Source organism: Binatus sp. (SeqCode) (genome assembly GCF_050013435.1).
Lineage (GTDB): Bacteria > Desulfobacterota > Binatia > Binatales > Binataceae > Binatus.
The window spans coordinates 15555-33654 of sequence record NZ_JBEKFG010000036.1 but is presented as its reverse complement, the minus strand read 5'-3'; the positions used below and the strand labels follow the sequence as shown (position 1 = coordinate 33654).

15 protein-coding genes are annotated in these 18100 nt (G+C 63.2%); 6 read left to right on the top strand and 9 right to left on the bottom strand.

Going from position 1 to position 18100, the window contains the following annotated elements; translation table 11 throughout:
• The 3 genes from ABSB13_RS09205 to ribB all read right to left on the bottom strand — a co-directional run.
• Positions 1-571: ATP-binding protein (locus tag ABSB13_RS09205; RefSeq protein WP_428107585.1), on the bottom strand; the 571-nt coding region annotated here is incomplete at its 3' end.
• A 316-nt stretch (positions 572-887) separates the two neighbouring features.
• Positions 888-2711: a protein-disulfide reductase DsbD family protein gene (locus ABSB13_RS09200; protein WP_428107584.1), complete on the bottom strand. Its 1824-nt coding sequence runs from the start codon at positions 2709-2711 to the stop codon at positions 888-890.
• Positions 2712-2748: 37 nt separating this feature from the next.
• On the bottom strand, positions 2749-3921 hold the full coding sequence (gene ribB, locus ABSB13_RS09195) for a 3,4-dihydroxy-2-butanone-4-phosphate synthase (RefSeq protein ID WP_428107582.1): 1173 nt from the start codon (positions 3919-3921) through the stop codon (positions 2749-2751).
• Positions 3922-4006: 85 nt separating this feature from the next.
• Between ribB and ABSB13_RS09190 the strand changes: the two genes are divergently transcribed.
• Both ABSB13_RS09190 and galK read left to right on the top strand, forming a co-directional pair.
• Positions 4007-4765: a nucleotidyltransferase family protein gene (locus ABSB13_RS09190; RefSeq protein ID WP_428107581.1), complete on the top strand. Its 759-nt coding sequence runs from the start codon at positions 4007-4009 to the stop codon at positions 4763-4765.
• Positions 4762-6195, top strand: a complete 1434-nt coding sequence (gene galK, locus ABSB13_RS09185) for a galactokinase (RefSeq protein ID WP_428107579.1) — start codon at positions 4762-4764, stop codon at positions 6193-6195. Before ABSB13_RS09190 ends, galK begins: the two co-directional genes overlap by 4 nt.
• Before the next feature lie 8 nt (positions 6196-6203).
• Here galK and ABSB13_RS09180 read toward each other — a convergent pair whose 3' ends face one another.
• Together ABSB13_RS09180 and ABSB13_RS09175 are read right to left on the bottom strand one after the other, a co-directional pair.
• The gene (locus tag ABSB13_RS09180) at positions 6204-8138 is read right to left on the bottom strand and encodes a glycoside hydrolase family 36 protein (RefSeq protein ID WP_428107578.1); all 1935 of its coding nucleotides are present in this window, start codon (positions 8136-8138) and stop codon (positions 6204-6206) included.
• A 197-nt stretch (positions 8139-8335) separates the two neighbouring features.
• Positions 8336-8968, bottom strand: a complete 633-nt coding sequence (locus tag ABSB13_RS09175; RefSeq protein ID WP_428107576.1) for a hypothetical protein — start codon at positions 8966-8968, stop codon at positions 8336-8338.
• A 363-nt stretch (positions 8969-9331) separates the two neighbouring features.
• Between ABSB13_RS09175 and ABSB13_RS09170 the strand changes: the two genes are divergently transcribed.
• The 4 genes from ABSB13_RS09170 to ABSB13_RS09155 all read left to right on the top strand — a co-directional run bounded on the left by ABSB13_RS09170 (position 9332) and on the right by ABSB13_RS09155 (position 12872).
• Positions 9332-10183: an LLM class F420-dependent oxidoreductase gene (locus ABSB13_RS09170; RefSeq protein WP_428107575.1), complete on the top strand. Its 852-nt coding sequence runs from the start codon at positions 9332-9334 to the stop codon at positions 10181-10183.
• A gap of 103 nt (positions 10184-10286) precedes the next feature.
• Positions 10287-11816 (top strand): TonB family protein, encoded by a 1530-nt coding sequence (locus ABSB13_RS09165; RefSeq protein ID WP_428107573.1) that lies wholly within the window; start codon positions 10287-10289, stop codon positions 11814-11816.
• Between the two features lie 136 nt (positions 11817-11952).
• Complete coding sequence (locus tag ABSB13_RS09160) at positions 11953-12285, top strand: SCP2 sterol-binding domain-containing protein (RefSeq protein WP_428107572.1); 333 nt, start codon at positions 11953-11955, stop codon at positions 12283-12285.
• 299 nt (positions 12286-12584) lie between these two features.
• The gene (locus ABSB13_RS09155; protein WP_428107570.1) at positions 12585-12872 is read left to right on the top strand and encodes a hypothetical protein; all 288 of its coding nucleotides are present in this window, start codon (positions 12585-12587) and stop codon (positions 12870-12872) included.
• A 48-nt stretch (positions 12873-12920) separates the two neighbouring features.
• Here the strand turns inward: ABSB13_RS09155 and ABSB13_RS09150 are convergent, their stop codons facing one another.
• The 4 genes from ABSB13_RS09150 to ABSB13_RS09135 form a co-directional block, all read right to left on the bottom strand.
• A complete protein-coding gene (locus tag ABSB13_RS09150) occupies positions 12921-14171 on the bottom strand; it encodes an FtsX-like permease family protein (protein WP_428107569.1) in 1251 nt (416 codons plus the stop codon).
• 19 nt (positions 14172-14190) lie between these two features.
• The gene (locus tag ABSB13_RS09145; protein WP_428107567.1) at positions 14191-15408 is read right to left on the bottom strand and encodes a CaiB/BaiF CoA transferase family protein; all 1218 of its coding nucleotides are present in this window, start codon (positions 15406-15408) and stop codon (positions 14191-14193) included.
• A 16-nt stretch (positions 15409-15424) separates the two neighbouring features.
• Positions 15425-16684 carry a CaiB/BaiF CoA transferase family protein gene (locus ABSB13_RS09140; RefSeq protein WP_428107566.1) on the bottom strand — a complete coding sequence of 420 codons (1260 nt, stop codon included), beginning with the start codon at positions 16682-16684 and terminating at the stop codon, positions 15425-15427.
• 564 nt (positions 16685-17248) lie between these two features.
• Positions 17249-18064 carry a BadF/BadG/BcrA/BcrD ATPase family protein gene (locus ABSB13_RS09135; protein WP_428107564.1) on the bottom strand — a complete coding sequence of 272 codons (816 nt, stop codon included), beginning with the start codon at positions 18062-18064 and terminating at the stop codon, positions 17249-17251.
• Between the last annotated feature and the right edge of the window lie 36 nt (positions 18065-18100).

Below are 18100 nucleotides of genomic sequence, written 5' to 3'. Positions count from 1 at the left end.
CGATGATTTCATACTTGAACTTTATCTCGGGAAATATCTTCGAGTCGGGCGAGAAGGTGGTCTTGGTGCCCTTGCTGTTGGTCGAGCCGCGCTCTTCGACCTTCGTTTTCGGAAGCCCGCGCTCGTAACGTTGAAAATAAATTTTGCCGTTCTTGTGAACTTCGACTTCGAACTCGTCGCTGAGCGCGTTGACCACCGACGCGCCCACCCCATGCAGTCCGCCCGAAACTTTGTACGCGGTCTTTTCGAACTTGCCGCCGGCGTGAAGCACCGTGTGCACGACTTCGAGCGCCGAGCGCTTTTCCGTCGGATGCATGTCGACCGGGATTCCGCGCCCATTGTCCTCGACCGAAATCCGATCGTCGCTGAGAATTACGACATTGATCTCGGTGCAAAAACCGGCCAGCGCCTCGTCAACCGAGTTGTCCACGATCTCGGTGACCAGGTGATGCAATCCCCGCTCGGCCGTGTCGCCGATGTACATCCCGGGGCGTTTGCGAACTGCTTCGAGTCCTTCCAGTACCTTGATGGACTCGGCGCCATAGCCGTCGGACAATTGTTTATTTGGCATAGAAGAGGACGAGCGATGAGCTACCTTTCCGCATCCCCACCACCTTTGAAAATAGTATTCGTCCAGGGGATGAAAGTAAAGGAGCAACGGACTGTTTGATCAATTAATCAAACAGTATTTGAGTTAGGCTTTTGTGGATAGGAAAGCAGCCAATCAGCGGGCGTTTTTCAGCCCATCGACGCGACGCAATAAAGGCCTTTTTGGAAAAGCGGGCCGTACCTTGAACAGAACGCCATTTTGCGAAAATCACACGCCCGTATGCTGACCCCGTGAAGCAGTGAAACAGTGAAGAAATGAAAAGGGAAATCGGCCGCGTTCAATCGACCTGGCGCAGCTCGGACAGCATCTCCTGCGGGCCGATGTAACCGACTTTGCGCTGCGCCACCTTTCCTGCCGAATCGATCAGCATCGTCGTCGGCACGCCCTGGATTTCGAACTTGCTGGTCAGCGCTTCGGTGGCCTTGTCCTGCGCCGTCAGATTCGCCTTCATCCGCACGAAGCGCTTTGCCTCGCTGACCACCGACGGATCGACAAAGGTCGAATGCTCCATCTCGCGGCATGGGATGCACCAGTCGGCGCTGAAATCGATCAGCACGGGCTTGCGCGCTTCGGCCGCCGACGCGAGGCGCTCGGAGTTGAACGGCTCGAAGCGAAGCTTCTCCGGCGCATGGCGCGGATAGAGCATGATCGCGAGCGCTCCCACCGCGACTATTCCCAGCGCTGACCTCAGCACCAGGAACGGTCGCCAGCTTCTCCCTTCGCGCGAAATGAAACCCAGATAAATCCCCACGCCGGCCGCGTAATACGGCAGGATTCGAGTCATCAGGTTGTTCGGTACTACAGGGTCGAGAAAGTAGATCGCGAGGCCGACCAGCACGAAGCCGAAGAGGTGCTCGACCCACGCAAGCCACTGGCCCGAACGCGGCAGGCGGCGGATATGCCCGGCCGCCATCGCCAGCCCGATATATGGAACGCCAAGTCCCAGCGCCAGCGTGAAGAACAGCGCGAAACCGAAAAGCGCGCTCCCGCTTCTCTCCACCATCAGCAGCAAGCCCAGCACGATCGGGCCGATGCATGGCGCCGCGACCACGCCCATCCCCAGGCCCATCAGCAACGCGCCCGCGTATCCGGGATGGGCCGCGCCCGCGCGCTGCAGCATCCAGTTTGGCGGCTGCAAGACGAACAAACCGAAGCACGACGCCGCCAGCGTCAGCAGCATCATGGACAGCGCGATGAGCACGTACGGATTGCGCATCGCAGCGCCGAACAATCCGCCCGACATGGCCACGGCGACGCCCACCGCCGAAAACATCAGCGCGATTCCGAGGACGAAAAATATCGCCAGGAACATCACGCGGCGATGGCCTCCGCCCTGGCTGCCGAAATACGCGATCGTCACGCCGATCAGCGGATAGACGCACGGGGTCAGATTCAACGCGAGGCCGCCAAGAAATATCGCGAGGAAGCCGAGGAACCATCCATGATTGGCGAAGATGTCCGCGACCGCGGCGCCGGAATCGTCGTCGCCGCCGATACCGCCGCGCTTCGCGCCTCCCGTGCCGATGCCCTCCAGCGCTCCTGCCGCCGCGCCCGGAGCCGCCAGCGCGACGGTTGTGCTGACAGAGGCCGGCCGCAGGCATTCGTTGTTGTTGCATCCCTGGTAGTCGATGGTAACCGTGAGCGCGTCGCCCGGCTTGGGCGCGAAGTTGGCAGCCGCCTTGAGCGGCACCTCGAACTTGAGGTCGCCCCCGAACACCGCGATTTTGTCGCCGCCGGCCGCGACTTCGAGTGTCATCGTTTGCGCGGGCGGATATTTGATTGCGCCCGGCGTCACGCTGTCCGGCCCGCTGACCTCGAGCTTGGTCGGGATGTAATCCTCGCTGAACGGCTTGTCGGAATTGATATGCCATCCCGCGATCACCTGCGCGGTAACTTTGAGCGTGCCGGCGCCGCCGGCCCGCAGCGGAGGATCGATCGTGGCGGAGGTGATCTTTACGAGTTCATTCGCCTTCGGATTAGCATTCGCCGCCGGCGCGAAAATCAACCAGCCGAGCGCAAGCACCGCCGCTACGATCGAGGCCCGCCACAAGGGACGAGCCTTGATGCCGTGGGGGAACAATTCGAATTCGCGCGAGATCATTTGTCAGTAGTTAAAACGCTGTCGGCGCATTCGGCCGCTACTTGGCGGCGGTGCTCTGTTTGCCGTTGGTTGAAAGCGGAACCGATCCCACGACCTCCAGCCCATAGCCCGGCAGATTGGCGAGCCGCGGCGTCGCGTCGGACATGATAATCATCTTGCGCACACCCACATCGCGCAGAATCTGTGCGCCGATTCCGTAATCGCGGAAATCAGCCTCGGGCGCGTTGACCCGGGTAGTTGCGCGGCGCGCCGGGCGCCCGCCGTCAAAATCCGACGCCAGCGCGTTGGACTCGCGCTTGAGGTACAACAGCACGCCCTCGCCGGCCGCCGCGATTCGTTCCATCGCGGAGCGCAGCAGGTTGCGGGTGTTGCGAACCGAGTAGCCGAACACGTCGCCCGGCAGATACTCGCGATGCGCCCGAACCAGGATCGGCCTGGCCGGATCCACCTTGCCCATCACCAGCACCAGGTGCTCCGTATGATCGATCAGGTTGCGATAGACCATCGCGCGGAACTCGCCGAACGCGGTCGGCAGCTTCGCTTCCGCGATCCGCTGGACCATCGTCTCGTTGCGCAGCCGGTACTCGATGATGTCCGCGACGGTGACAATCTTGAGCCCGTGCACCTTGGCGAACTCGACCAGGTCGTCGCGCCGCGCCATCGTGCCGTCTTCCTTCAGAATCTCGCAGATGACGCCGGCCGGCTTGAGTCCCGCCAGCCGCGCCAGGTCAACCGCGCCCTCGGTCTGCCCGGTGCGCACCAGCACGCCGCCGTCGCGCGCGCGCAGCGGATAGACGTAGCCGGGGGTGATGAACTCGGCGCCGCTGGCGTCCTCGCGCACCGCCTGCAAAATCGTGGTCGAGCGATCCTGCGCCGAGATTCCCGACCCCGACGCTCGCCGCGCGGTGATCGCGGTGGTGAATGCGGTCCCGAGCGGCGCCTGGTTGTCGCCAACCATCATGCTCAGCCCGAGTCTGTCGATTCGCTCCGCCGACATGGGCAGGCAGATCAGCCCGCGCCCGAACCTGGCCATGAAGTTGACCGCCTCGGGGGTGACTTTTTCCGCGGCCATGCACAAATCGCCCTCGTTCTCCCGCTGTTCGTCATCCATCAGGATGATCATGTGGCCGCGGCGGGTTTCATCGAGTGCTTCCTCGATCGAAATGAACGGCGCGGAGGCTTTCTTGCGGGGCTTTATCTCACCAAACATTTGTGCGGCTCTCGATAAATTCTTACTTAACTATATACTGCCAGCCAAGCATCCTCGAAGCCCGCGCGATGCTATCTTGGGCGCCATGGCAGCGGAAATTTCCACGGCGGTGCTGCTGGCTGCCGGGCGCGGCAAACGCCTGGGCGCGCTGACCGCCGAGACTCCGAAAACACTGCTCGAGGTCGCGGGTGCGCCGCTGATTTCGCATATCGCCGGCGCGCTCGCGGCGGCCGGACTTACGCACTTCATCGTCGTGACGGGCTACCTGTCCGGGCAAATCGAAGGATGGGCGAAAACCTGGCAGCGCGAAAATCCGGAAATCAAAATCACCACCGTCAGGCAGCCGGAATTGAACGGGACCGGCGGCGCGATGCTTGCGGCGAAGGCGCATCTTGCCGGCGTGGCGCGCTTCGTCTTCGGATGGGCCGACATTCTGATGGACCGCGCGAACTACCCGCGCTTCATCCATCGCGCGCGGATCGACGAGTACGATCTGATGCTCGCGGTGAATCGCGTCAAGGATCCGTTCCGCGGCGCCGCCGTCTATGTCAACCCGCACATGATGGTCGAGCGGCTTGACGAAAAACCGCCGCCCGGAACCGCCAGGACCCCATGGAACAACGCGGGACTTTTCGCGAGCAGCGGAATAATTTTCGACTACCTCGCGCGGCTGGAACCGTCGGTGCGCGGCGAGCTCGAACTCCCCGGTGCAATCGCGCAAATGATCGCCGACGGCCGCGTCGTGCGCGCGGTTGATATTCGTGGATTCTGGAGCGACGTCGGCACCCCCGAAGATCTCGAGAAGACGCGCGCCTGCTTCAAGCCAAAGCGGAAGCGGCGATGAGTATCCCCGACGGATGGGACGCGGATGAGTTGGCGCGGGCTGCCAAGCTTGCCGCTTTAGTCCGCGCCCGCGCCCGCGCCCGCGCCGGTGGCGACGGTGGCGACGCGCGAATCTTCGCGGCCCGCGCGCCAGGCCGGGTCAATCTAATCGGCGAGCACACCGACTACAGCGGCCTGCCGGTGCTGCCGGTTGCGATCGATCGATCTACAATCGTCGCCGCCGCGGCGATCACGGCAGCCGAAATCGAACTGGCGAACGCCGACCCCGGCTGGTCCTCGCGCCGTTTTGCAATCGAACGGCACATTCCAGCGTACCAAACCGGCGATTGGGCGAACTACGTGAAGGCCGCGATCCAGGGAGTGATCGATCATTTTGCGTGGCGCGGACGCTTTTATCCGCCCGCAACTTCAGTTGACAACTTGCGGGGCGCGTCGATGGCCGTCGATGGCCGCGTGCCGCCGGCCGCCGGGCTGTCGTCATCCGCCGCGCTTACGGTCTCGACCGCGATGGCATTCATGGCGGTCAACGAACTGGAACTCGACGGAATCGAAACCGCGACGATGGTTGCGCGCAGCGAATGGTACGTCGGGACGCGGGCGGGCGGAATGGATCAGGCGGCGTCGATTCTCGGCCGTCGCGACCATGCGCTGTTTATCGAGTTTGACCCGATCCGCGTGCGCGCGGTGAAGATGCCGGCGAACGCCGCGCTGGTCGTGGCGGATAGCCGGGAAATAGCGGACAAGTCGGGGATGGTGCGCGCGGAGTACAATCGGCGAGTCGTCGAATGCGCGCTGGCGGCGCGAATTCTCGGGCGCGCGCTCAAGCTCGACGGCGTGACGATCCTTGGCGACGTGGTTCGCGCATTACCCGGATGGAACGCGGCGCAACTCGTCGAGCAACTCGCGGCAGCCGCGCCCGCGCGGCTCGGCGCGGATCTGAAACAGGCGGCGGACATCTTGGGCGTCTCGCAGGCGGCGCTCGACGCAGAGCTGCTCGGCCAGCCGGCGACTCGGATCGCGCTGGATTCGAACCGCCCGCTGGAAATCCTCAAACGTGCGCGGCATGTCTTGAGCGAGACCGAGCGGGTGATTCGCGCGGCGGACGTGCTCGAGGCGGGGCGCCTCGATGAAATGGGAAAGCTGATGAATGCGTCGCATCAGAGTCTCGCCGATGACTTCGAATGCAGCACCCGGCGGCTCGACGCGATCGTGGAATGCGCACGGCGCGGCGGCGCGTTCGGCGCGCGGCTGACGGGCGCGGGCTTCGGCGGTTCGATCGTTGCGCTGTGCGACGTGGCGGGCGCGGACGCGGTGATCGAATCGATCGATCGCGGATATTACGCGAAGCTTAATTCCGGCGCGCCTGAAAGTTGGCGAGCGGTGTTGCATGCGGGCGCGGGCGCGAGTGTGATCGATTTACGCACGGGGTGAGAGCTTCCCTAGCGCTTGAGGCGCAGGATGCGGGCGGAGTGCGGCGGGAGATCGACAGCATCGAAGATTTCAATTTTTGCGCCGCCGGCGAGATCGAGCGCATCAATTTCGACGGCGCCCAGCTTTAAATCGGACATCTGCACGCGCGCCGGCTCGTCGCCGCGATTCAGGAGCATCGCGACCGCGCCGGTGGCGATCGCGTCTCCGCCGCCGCTTGCGGTTTCAGCGATGAGGCCGCGGACGTCGCCGGTAGCCATCAGATCGAGCGCGAGTACCGGTTCGCGCGCGGCGTTGGAATCGATCTCGGCGCCGATCTGCGCGACTGCGCGAAACAATTTTCCCGCTTCGGCGTCGAGGATACTCATGTCATCGGAGATCAGAAGCATCCCGCCGCTGGCGACGATGGTCGCGGCCAGCGCCGCGCGCTCGTCGGCATTGAGGCGGGTTTCGCGCGCCCGCAGCATCAAGCAATCGGGGTCGTTCAGCCATAGCCGCCGATGCATGAAGCTGCGCGCGATGATCGCGTCGAGCGCATAGACCGTTGACGGGTCTCCCGCTCCAGAAGCGGTCGAGCCCCAGAACGGAGAAACGTCCGGGCCGATGCGCATCCCATCCGCGACGCCAACCGCCTGGCCAATCGGGCATCCGCATCCGAGGATGAACGCGTCGTCGCCGGCGCCGGCCCGAATCGCTTCGAGGCCGCGGCGGATGGTTTCGCCGCGCGTGAGATTTGGATCGTGACGCCGGCCGGGTGCGGCGGCGGCGTAAAGAAAATCGAGTTTCAAATACGAGTAGCCGAACTCGCCGGTGAGCTTGGCGAACAGATGGCGCAGGTGCGCGAGAAACGCCGGGTTGCTCGCGTCGAGCGCGTATGCGAACGCGTCGGTGCTCTTCGTCCAGTTCGCGTTGTAGCCGGCGCGAACCGGTTCGCCGGTCTCAGCGTGCGTGATGAACCAGTCGGGATGATCGATCATCAGGCGCGAGTCGCGGGCGGCAAGAAACGGCGCGGTCCACAGCCCGGCTTTGAAGCCGGCGGCGCGAATTTCGCCGGCGATTTTCTTCAGCCCACCGGGAAATTTGGCGTTGGTGGTATCCCAGTCGCCGAGCGCGGACTGAAAGCCGTCGTCGAGTTGAATTACGTCGAGCGGAAACTCCGAGCGCATCGCCTCGAGCGACTTGAGGTTGGCGCGCAGCGCGTCCTCGGTGATCGCGTCAAAGTAGTGGTACCAGGAACACCATCCGCGCTGAAACGGCGCGCCGACCCGCCCGTTCATCCATCGCCCGGTAACGTCGGCCCATCGCGCGGCCATCCGCGCCGCGGACTCATCGGCGGCGGCGATGAACATCGGGTCGAGTTCGCGATGCGCACCCGGCCCGAGAGTTACATCGTCGAGGATCGCGCGGGCGATTATTTTTTCAGGACTCGAGACGGTGAGGGTCGAAAGCGAAGTGGCGGCTCCGATGAATCCGGCCAGGACGCATTCCCCGGCGCTGCGGCTTTCGACAATGGTGAAAAGTTCAGAAGTATCCGCTTCGGGGAATTCAGGCGGGCGAGCCGGTTCACTCTGGTGCATCAGGCGAATGATGAAAGGGGCGGTGTCGCGCGGGTGGTTTTTTTGCGAAGCGCCTATATCGTGGCCGCCCGAGGCGCTCCATGACTGGTATCCATGCTTGAAGAATCGGGCCGGGGCGGACGGCGCGAGGCCGGTCGAGACTTCGAAGATCGCAGACGTGAGTCGAACCGGATCGGCGCCGCGATTGGCAACGGTCGCGCGCACGACGCAGCCGCCGAATGCCTGTTCGAGACGGGCAGAAATGGCGAGGCCGTCGTCGACGACGCTCGATTCGCGCCCGCCCGACGGTGTATCGAGACCGAGCGCGCGCGCGTGGCCGGCGGCGTCGATGAAGCGGAGCTCGATTCGCGACAGTAGTGCGTTCGTCACGTGGTGAGCAGGGCTGAGCCCTGCACCCAGTATTAAGGCCGCCCGCCGTTGGCGGGCGCAACCCCTGCCAACGGGCAGGGGTGACCCCCCTGCACCGCAGGGCTGAGCCCTGCACCCAGTGTTAAGGCCGCCCGCCGTTGGCGGGCGCGGTCACCGTCGCGAGATGCGGGCGGAGTTTACGCTGAGATGCCCGAGACCTACAGCCATCCGAGCGAGCCAAAGACAATTGCCAGCAAGAGGGATACAGAGGCTAATCCACCCACGATGCCCCATCGCTTCGTCTCAGTTTCAGCGTCGTGCGCCCACGTAGCGACCGCGAAAAACCACGCGTATCCGAAGATGACGATCAAGATCAGTCCCGCGCCTACATTCCAAAAGGGCCAGTACCAGTTCAGATAGCCCCATCGATTCAGCACGACTTCCAGGATCACCGACGCGACCGATTGTCCGACGATCAAAATCCATCGGTTGTTCAAGCCGAGTATCTTCGCGCGCGGATTCGCCGGCATCAGCTTCGCAAACGCCATCCCGTAGATCAAAAACAACAGCGTGGTTTCGGCGTTGAGCCCGACCAGGATCTGATACGAGGTGTGCCCGGTCTCGACCCATAACGGCGCGCGTCCGGTCCAAAACAAAATCGCCGAATTGACCAGTTCGTTAATCCAGTCGGCAAACCAAAGCGCCAGTCCCGCCGCGATCACGTTCCATCGCCGCGCCATGATCTCGCCCGAATAGAGGTACATCGTCAGGATTAACAGGTACACGATTGTCCAATCGAAATTGGCGGGGCTTCGTAGTATCGAGAGCGCCGCGCGTGCCGATTCGGTCATAGTCTCAGACCTCCTGTCTGAAGGAAGGAACTTAATTGTATGCGGAACCCTCCCCGGGTTCCGCACCTCCTTGGGCAGGGCTGAGCCCTGCACCGCAGTGAGAAGACGCGAAAATCTGCGCAACGCATCTTTTCGCGACTACGCCATGGAAGAGCTGCGGGCGCGGCCCGTGCTAGAAGTTTTTTTGTGTCATCCTGAGCGCAGCGAAGGAACCCGGATCTTACCTCGCCCGTTATTTCAGGGGGAGAAAGCCGAGGGCTCGATGCCGGGTCGAGGAGCTGAAGGAACGTCCGGCGGTCTTCGCGGTGAAGCTGGAAACTGACTAGGATTGTAAAAGGTCGAGCGCCCAGCGGGTTGAATGCAATGAAATTCGGAACATTTTTGTATCAGACGTCGCCCAACAGTATCGCGGCGGTCGCTCGCAAAGCCGAGGAGAGCGGTTTCGAATCGCTTTGGATTCCGGAGCATATTATCTTGCCCGTAACGTATCGCTCACCGTATCCGTATTCATTGAGCGGCAGGATGGGCGCGCCGCCGGAAACGCCGCTGCACGATCCGATGCTGGCGCTGGCGTTCGTCGCCGGGATCACCACGAAGATTCGCCTGGCGACAGGAGTATTCGTGGTCCCGATTCGCAACGCGTTTGCGACTGCCAAGGCGGTCGCCAGCCTGGACGTGCTTTCAGGCGGGCGATTTATTTTCGGGGTCGGGATCGGGTGGCTCGAGGAGGAGTTCGACGCGGTCGGATTGAGCTTCAAGGATCGAGCGCTTCGCACGCGCGAATATATCGCGCTGATGAAGGAACTGTGGAGCAAGGAGTCGCCGGAGTATCACGGCAAGACGATATCGATCGAAGGCTTCAAGTTCATGCCCAAGCCATCCCAAAAACCGCATCCACCGATCGTGTTCGGGGGCAACACGGAGCCGTCGCTCAAGCGGGCGGCGAAGCTCGGCGACGGGTGGTATGGAATCGCCGACGGTATCGACGAGATTGCGGCGACGATCAAGCGCCTGCGCGAGCATGAACGCGCGGCGGGGCGGACGGCGCCGCTGGAACTGACGGTGAGCAAGCTGCGCGAACAATTGAAACCCGGAGATATCCAACGATTCGCGGCGATGGGCGCGTCGCGGATAATCGTCGCGCCGGGCGCGACGACCCGCGAGCAAATCGCGTCGATGGAAAAGTTCGGCGCCGAGGTAATCGCAAGGCAGTGATCGCGATCGGACAGTACTGCGCTGCGAGCCATGCGCATCCGGTTGGCGTGTCGCAATTCGCGCGGATATCATCGAAACTTGCGCCGGAGGAGCGCTTACCAAGATGAAAAGGTGCCCGCGCTGCGAAAAGACCTTTCCCGACTCGGAGACGTTTTGCGAGGCTGACGGAACCGCGCTGGTGCAGGCGGGACCCGCCTTTGCCGAAGGCGCCGCCGCCACCGGTGCGATCGCCGGCGGCGAGCAAATCGAATGCCCGGTATGCGGCGGCAAGGCTCAGCCGGGGGAACTTATCTGCAACTTCTGCGGCGCGCGGCTCGGGGTGGAATCGGCGACGCCGTACGCACGGCAGCCGTCGTCGTCGCCGCCGCGGGTAACGCCGGGCGGGGCGGCGGTGCGGCGCGATGCGTCGCCGTCGATGCGGATCACGGGCCGGATGCCCGACGGCGAGAGCGAAGAAGAAGGCCGCGGGCGGTTCGGCACCGTTTGGTACGTGATCGCAGCGATAGTCGCGCTGGGCGGCGGCGCGTGGCTCGCGCTTCACCTGAGCACCACGCCCGCGGAGCAGCCGGTGGCGAACGCGTCGCCGGCGGCGGTCGCGTCGGTGACAGCGCCGGCGCCGAGCGGGCCGTTGGTGGCGTTGTCGAAGGCGATGGGGGTGCAGGTGACGGGCGAATCGGCGGCGGCGCCCGAGCGCAACCAGGAAGCGGCGCGGAAATTTTTCGAAGATCACAAGGACGGATTGCTGGAGAGCTATTCGCGCGCGATCGCCGGTGACAGCACGCTGCGAGATGGGATGGCGGTGCGAGTCAGGGTGCTGCCCAACGGCAGCGTGGACGAGGCGTCGGTGCGGACCTCGACCAATGCGAATCCGGCGTTCGACGCGGAAGTAGTGAAGGACGTTTCGGCGTGGAATTTTGCGCCGTTCAGCGGCGGCCCGGTCGAGATCGATTATCCGGTAATTTTCACCAACGATCCCGCGACCAAGGACGCGCTCGAGTCGCAACTGAGCTCGAAGGTGGCGGGACTGAGCCCGACCGAGGCGCCGGAATTCGCCAGCGCGCCGGCGGCGCCGTCGCCGGCCGCGTCGGAAGCGGTGAGCGCTCCCTCGCCGGCGGGAGTCGAGTCGCCGCCGATGGTGGCCGAGCCTGCGCCGACCGCGGCGCCCGCGCCGCGCAAGCGTCATCACGTGGCGACCGCGCCCAAGCCGCCGCCGCTAACCTTGCAGCAGCAAGTCAAGCTGGTGCTGGGATCGAATCCGAGGACGCGGCGGGTGGACTGTTACACCAGCGGCAGCACGGTGACGGTTTTCGGCAAGGTGTTCGACGCCGACGCCAAGTTGTACACGGAAAAAATCGTGCGGCAGGTACCGGGAGTCGGCAACGTGATCGATTCGCTGAGCACCGACACGGCCGATTGGGCATCGCGCCAGGCTGCGATCGCGTCGCAGATTTATGCCGCGGGGTTGAACAACGTGACGGTGAAGGTGATCGGTCATGACGCGTATCTCGGCGGCACGGTGAAGAGCGATGCGCAAAAGCAGCAGGCAGTGACGATCACCGAGAACGCGTCGCCAGGGGTGCACGTGCGCGGCAATATCATCACGGTGGTGCCCGGAAACATGTTCGGATTCTGACCCGCGGCCCGTCGCGGACGGCGCCGGGTGTGATCAATCCAGCGCGGCGTGATACTATTGACAGGGTCCGAGGTGAGCGCTTATATGGCGGAAAGAGCGCAGTACAGTACGCGCCTACCAGGAGGAATCTATTTCCATGGCTGAAGCAGCACCAACGACACCAAAAGAGGTCTTTGCAGCGATGCCCGGTCGCTTCAACAAAGACGCGGCGAAGGGATTGAATGCGACGTACCAGTTCGACCTCTCGGGCGATAACGGCGGCAAGTGGCACGTGGTCATCAACGACGGAACCTGCACGGTCAAAGACGGAGCGGCCGCGACGCCGAGCATCACGATTTCGATGACGGCGCAGGACTACGTCGACATGACGACCGGTAAGCTCAACGGGCAGGTCGCATTCATGAGCGGCAAGCTGCGAATCGCGGGCGACATGGGTCTGGCACTGCGCATGCAGAGCCTGTTTGCCTAAACGGTGAATCTAAGATACCAATAACTTGTACGCCGGCCGGAGCCGAAAGCAGGCCCGGCCGGCGGAAAATCCGCCTGCAAAGTATCCCGCACAAAATCATCCCAAGCCGAAACGCGCCGATAAAACTCAGATTCGGTACGCAGTCGAGACACAATCTTATCCACTGATTAACGACCCCAGGCTGCCGCGAGCGCGAGCGCCGATTACTGTCAGCACATCAATTTCGGAAACTAAAATCCTGTTTCTTAAACGTTCCCAGCAAGGAGGACAAATCCACGTCACAAGAAGAGAGAACGCAAATGAGTTCCGCGGAGTTTGAGGGCGACCTCAACAAGGAAAGCGGAGAATCGACCGAGAGCGGCCAGGACAACGACTCGCTGGCCTCAAAACTGTCGAAGGAGCTCAGCAACTGGCGGCGCAATCGCAGCTCGTCGCAGCCACGGCATTCTGACGGACCGAGTCAGAACTTTCAGTCAGAGCCGGCGCGCACGATCAAGGTTCGCGGTCACGAGACTTTGGTCGTTCGCAAACCGAAGCTCGCCGCCAAGCCCCCCACGAATACGAATCACACACCAAATAATCAGTAGTCGATTTTCACCTGTCCGCGGATGTGTGGGGTAGGGCGTGCGGCGGAGCTAGGAGCGGAAGATTTCGACAGGCATCTCTCGCGACGCTTGGCGGGCCGGATAGACGGTCGCGAGCAAGCAGAGCAGCATCGAGGCCAGCGCGACGGCGGCGAAGTTCCACGGATCGACGGCGATCGGCAGCGTCGAGATGCCGTAAATTTCACGCGGGATGTGAATGAACTGGTAACGCGCCAGCGCGAAGCATCCGGCGGCGCCGAGGATCAATCCGGCCGCGGTCCCAGCCGCGCCGACGATCATTCCCTTCATCACGAAGATCAGGCGCACGTCGCGGCGCGTCGCCCCCATCGCGATCAGCACGGCGATGTCCTTGCGCTTCTCCATCACGACCATGATCAGCGTCGCGACCAGGTTGAACGCGGCGACCCCGATGAGCATCACGAGCACGAGTGCGTAGACGCGCTTGAGGAGTGCGAAGCCGGCGGCGGCATTTTCGTTGAACTCGATCCAGTTGCGCACCTGGTATGGACTCGTGAACAGCTTGCGCATCGCGTCGGTCACCGCGTCGGTCTGGTCGAGATTGGTCAGATGGATATCGATGCCGTCGACTCGTCCGGTGCGTCCGAAAAAATCCTGGGCGTGCGCGAGATCCATGAAGACCATGTTGCTATCGATGAAGTTCATCCCGGAGTCGAAGATTGCGCCGACCGCGAATTGGCCGCTCTTGGTTGAGAGCGATCCATCGGGCGAGAAAATCGGCGCGACCATCCGAACCGCGTCACCGGGTTTGGCTTTGAGTTTTTTCGCAAGGCTGACTCCGATGGCGAGGCCGCCTGCCACGGCCGCGGGTTGCGCGGCGATCGCGGGGATCGCGTAGCTTCGCGAGAGATCGTCGAGACCGCCGGCGGTCATAAAGCGGCCCCATTGCGCGCGCACGACGGGATTGGCCGGCTCGACGCCGCGCACGATGACGCCGCCGATTCCGCGTCCCGAACTCAGCATCGCCTGCCCCACGATGTAGGCGTCGGAGCCGTTGACGCCGGGCACGCCGGCGACCTTTTTCTCGATGTCAGCGTAGTTGTCGATCGATCCTTGCGAACTGAGTATCTGGACCTGCGGGCTGAGGCTGAGCACGCGTTCTTTGAGGCTCTGCTCGAAGCCGCCCATCACGGAGAGCGTCACGGTGAGCGCGGCGACGCCGATCATCACGCCGACGGCGGTAAAGATGGTCGTGACCGAGATGAAGGCGTCCTTGCGGCGGGCGCGCAGATAACGGAGCGCAATTTTGAGTTCGTATCGCACGAGGGGTCGCGGAAGGAACTCAGAATATCACGTTTTCTTTTTTTAGCTGCTCGATCTCATCGGCGCTGAGCGAGAGCATCTCGCGAAAGACTTCGTCGTTGTCCTGGCCGAGAACCGGCGCGGCCGATCGAAGCGCGCCCGGGGTGCGGCTCATCCGATGCTCGAGTCCCTCGTAGGGCGACGGGCCCATCTCCTTGTGCTCGAGCCAATGCCAGAAGCCGAACGCCTCGAGGTTGTCGTCCTGGTGGATATCGACGCAGTTCTCGACCGGATAGGCGGCAACGCCGGCGGCCTGCAACTTCGCGGTGAGTTCCTGCGCGTTGTGGATGCGGGTGAGCGAGCCGACGAACTCATCGATTGCGCCGGCGTTCTCCATGCGTCCCTGAGCCGTCGCAAAGCGCCGATCGGTGGAATCGGCGGCGAGCGCGGTGAGCATCGCACGCCATTGATCGTCGCCCGCCACCGCGATCGCGATCCACCGCTCGTTGCCATCCTCGTCGGCGCATCGGTAGGCGCCGTGCGGAGCGTAGCGCGGCGACGCGTTGCCACGCGGACCAAGCACCCGTCCGCCGGCGAAGTAATCGATCAACGCGGGCGCGAGATTCTGCATCGCGGCCTCGTACTGCGACATGTCGATATACTGTCCCTGGCCGGTCCGGCGGCGATAGTCGAGCGCGGCGAGCAGCGCGCAAGTGGAAAAGCGCGGCGCGATGAAATCCGTATAGGCGCCGTACGGCGGCGTGCATGAGCCGGGCCCGTAGCCGGAGATGTAGTAGAAGCCCGACAGCGCGGCCATCAGTTGGCCGAAGCCGGGGTAGAGCGCGTTGGGGCCGGTCTGCCCCTGCATGCAAGTCGAGAGCATGATCAGGTCGGGGCGCAGCGCACGCAGATTGTCATAATCGAGTCCCCAGTTGCGCATCGCCTTAGGGGTGAAACTCTCGACGATGATGTCGGCCCACGGCACCATGCGTTTGGCGAGGTCGCGCGCTTTGGGTTTGCTCAAGTCGAGCGTGATTCCCTTTTTCGAGGTGTTGAAGCTGGCGAAAAACTGACTGCGGTTGATCCCGGGCATCGCGTCTTTCCACGGCGGACCGATTCGCAGGACGTCGGGGCGCGCGGCGGACTCGATGCGAATCACGTCGGCGCCGTTGTCGGCGAAATACTTGGTCGTGATCGGGCCGACGCCGACCCAGGCGAAGTCGAGCACGTGAACTCCTTCCAATGCGAAACGGCTCATCTCGAATTTCTCCTGGTTAAATCGAGCCGCCGGCTCGGAGTTTGTTCAAGTGCTCGGGCGTGAGGGCGAGCAGCCCGCGGTAAATCTCGTCGCTGTGCTCGCCGATTCGCGGCGCGCGGGCGATCGATCCGATCGGGGTCGCGGTCATTTTCGCAAATGGTCCGGGAAATGTGAGCGTGCGGCCGATGGTGTCGTGCGGCACCGCAGTCCAGAAGTCGCGCGCTTTGAGCTGCTCGTCGGATGCGATGTCGGCGACGGTCGCCACCGGCGCCAGAAAGATCCGGCGCTTGAGCGCCTGCGCGTAGATTTCCTGCTTGGTCATCGTGAGCATGAAGCGCTGGACCGTGTCTTCGAGTTCGTCGGTCTCCTTGTGGTCCTGCTCGGTCATCGCCATGAACACGCCGGGTATCCACGAATACCAATCCTTGGTCCGCATCCAGTCGGAGCCGAATCCGTTCTCCCGCATCCACTCGATCAGCGCGATGGTCGATTTGCCGAACGTCGTCCCGCCGGCGATCAGGGTCGAGATGTACCCGTCCTTGCATTCGTACACCATCTTGCGCCGCGCGTCGGCCGAGCCGAAAAAAACTCCGGTGCGCGTCAGATGGCTGCCGTGCAGGAACGGCATCGCCTGCTCGTTCATCAGCGTCCACACGATGCAGGCCTGCATGTTGACGACGATTCGCTGGCCGAGCCCGTCGATTTGGCGCGGGTAGTGCGCGAGCATCATGGCCACCGCGGCCTCGCCGCCGGCGTGCAACCCGGCTTGCGGCAGACTCATCTGGAGCGGAGGCTTTCCCTCCTCGCCCATCAGGTACATCTGGCCACCGGCCGCCCACGAAATGATGTCGGCCCAATTGTAGTCCTTGCCGGGACCGCTATCGCCGAACGGCGTGATCGACGCGTAGATGAGGCGTGGATTTTTCCTGGCGAGCGCGTCGTAGCCGAGACCGATCGAGTCGAGATAGCCCAGCGGGTGCGACTCGACCAGGAAGTCGGATTGCGCCGCAAGATCGGCGACGAGTGCGCGCCCGTCGTCAGTGGCGAGGTTGGCGGTCACGGATTTTTTTCCCGCGTGATAGGCGATCGAATAGAGGCAATGGTCGGCGTCGGCGATATCTTCGAGATAGGGCGGGATGCGCCGCGTCGAGCATCCATCGGGCGGCTCGACCTTGATAACTTCGGCGCCGAGGTCGGCGAACATCTTGCCGCACAACGCGCCCTTCTCGTCGGTCAAATCGAGCAGCCGGAATCCTTTGAGCAACTCTGATGGCATCGGTGAATTAAACCTCGCAAACGCGCCGGCGCGGCCGGACAATCCCGTTGGGCAGATCCCGTTGAGCAGATCCGCCCGCGCCTGAATCCTGGAAGTTTATATCCTACCGCGCCGCAATGATGTAGCCACGCCCCCCGCAAAGGGCAGTGGCCGGCGGGCTGTCGGGAGTGTGTACTTAACGCGATCCGCGCCGGGTCGAAGTGGAACCAGAGCGGGGTGAACCGGATTTACCCATTGCTCCAATTTCGGTAGCGGACGGTTTTGAATAGATTAAGTTTTGAGGTCGAATCTTTGCGCGCGTAGCCTCCAAAAATTCGTCTCGGCAATCGCGATGCGCTAAATGCAAGCCGGTTCGCCCTTGGTAGGAACCAACCTCGAAAGGCGACCAGAGGATCGCTCCGCAGAAGCAGCATCTGGGCAGAAGACTCATTTTCCCGATTTCCCCCTCTCACTGAATATTTTCGTAATACACTTTGTAGGCCTGCTTAAGCAAGCGGAATCTGCTCGCGCACAGATCCCGCACAGGGCGCGTTCAAGGTCGCGGAAAAAGAGATCCGTGGCCGGCTATTCGTGCGGGCGGGCGTGGCGCGCGGCGCCGATCGCGGTGGCGAAATCGGCGTGCTCGGGAATCACGAAGCGCCGCCCGAACGGAAACGTGAGCCGCCTCATCTCCTGCATGAATCGGAACAGGCGCGACAACTTGCCGGTGAGCACGATGTTTTCCTGGTCGCAGGCGCGCGCGCTGGCCATCGCCAGCACGCCGATCGATTCGACGATCATGTTCATGATGGCGAGCGCCTTGTCCTCGGGCGTCGCGTCGGCGCTTATCTTGCCGAAGTTGGCGGCGGTGGTCGACGGCGGCAGGTCGCCGATCGCGCCGCCGGCGATGTCGCGAACGCTGAGATCGATGCGGCGCAGGTCGCCCTTGCGCGCCAGTTCTTCGAGCCGCTCGATCGTCGAGACGCCGAGCATGTGCTTGGCCAGTCCGAGCAGCGTGCCGCCGCCGATGCCGGTGCCGCTGAAGTGCGAGATTTTGCCCGGCGTGACCGATACGATTGCGGTGCCGGTGCCAAGCGAGACCACCAGCGCGCTTTCCTTTCCGGCCAGCGAAGTGCCGCCGATTCCGATTGCGGTGAACTCGTTGACCTTGACGACCGGCCTGCCGAGCAGGGAATCCGCGAGCACCCGCGAACCCGCGCCGGTGGCGGCGACGCATTCGATGTCTTCGAGTTTGATGCCGAAATCGGCGACGAGTTTGCCCAGCGCGCCGGCCGCCGCGGCGACCGGATCGTTGGCCTCGATCGTTACGACGTGCAGGCCGCCATTTTCGAGGATGACGGCGTCGGTGGTCGAACCGCCGATATCGATGCCAACGATCATAGGTGATGCCGGCTCCTGTCCGGCCCGTCTTGAAGC

Excerpts from the sequence above, each read along its gene's own strand:
- ABSB13_RS09200 (WP_428107584.1), bottom strand. The coding sequence starts at position 2,711 with ATGATCTCGCGCGAATTCGAATTGTTCCCCCACGGCATCAAGGCTCGT.
- ribB (WP_428107582.1), bottom strand. The coding sequence starts at position 3,921 with ATGTTTGGTGAGATAAAGCCCCGCAAGAAAGCCTCCGCGCCGTTCATT.
- ABSB13_RS09190 (WP_428107581.1), top strand. The coding sequence starts at position 4,007 with ATGGCAGCGGAAATTTCCACGGCGGTGCTGCTGGCTGCCGGGCGCGGC.
- galK (WP_428107579.1), top strand. The coding sequence starts at position 4,762 with ATGAGTATCCCCGACGGATGGGACGCGGATGAGTTGGCGCGGGCTGCC.
- ABSB13_RS09175 (WP_428107576.1), bottom strand. The coding sequence starts at position 8,968 with ATGACCGAATCGGCACGCGCGGCGCTCTCGATACTACGAAGCCCCGCC.
- ABSB13_RS09170 (WP_428107575.1), top strand. The coding sequence starts at position 9,332 with ATGAAATTCGGAACATTTTTGTATCAGACGTCGCCCAACAGTATCGCG.
- ABSB13_RS09165 (WP_428107573.1), top strand. The coding sequence starts at position 10,287 with ATGAAAAGGTGCCCGCGCTGCGAAAAGACCTTTCCCGACTCGGAGACG.
- ABSB13_RS09160 (WP_428107572.1), top strand. The coding sequence starts at position 11,953 with ATGGCTGAAGCAGCACCAACGACACCAAAAGAGGTCTTTGCAGCGATG.
- ABSB13_RS09155 (WP_428107570.1), top strand. The coding sequence starts at position 12,585 with ATGAGTTCCGCGGAGTTTGAGGGCGACCTCAACAAGGAAAGCGGAGAA.
- ABSB13_RS09145 (WP_428107567.1), bottom strand. The coding sequence starts at position 15,408 with ATGAGCCGTTTCGCATTGGAAGGAGTTCACGTGCTCGACTTCGCCTGG.
- ABSB13_RS09140 (WP_428107566.1), bottom strand. The coding sequence starts at position 16,684 with ATGCCATCAGAGTTGCTCAAAGGATTCCGGCTGCTCGATTTGACCGAC.
- ABSB13_RS09135 (WP_428107564.1), bottom strand. The coding sequence starts at position 18,064 with ATGATCGTTGGCATCGATATCGGCGGTTCGACCACCGACGCCGTCATC.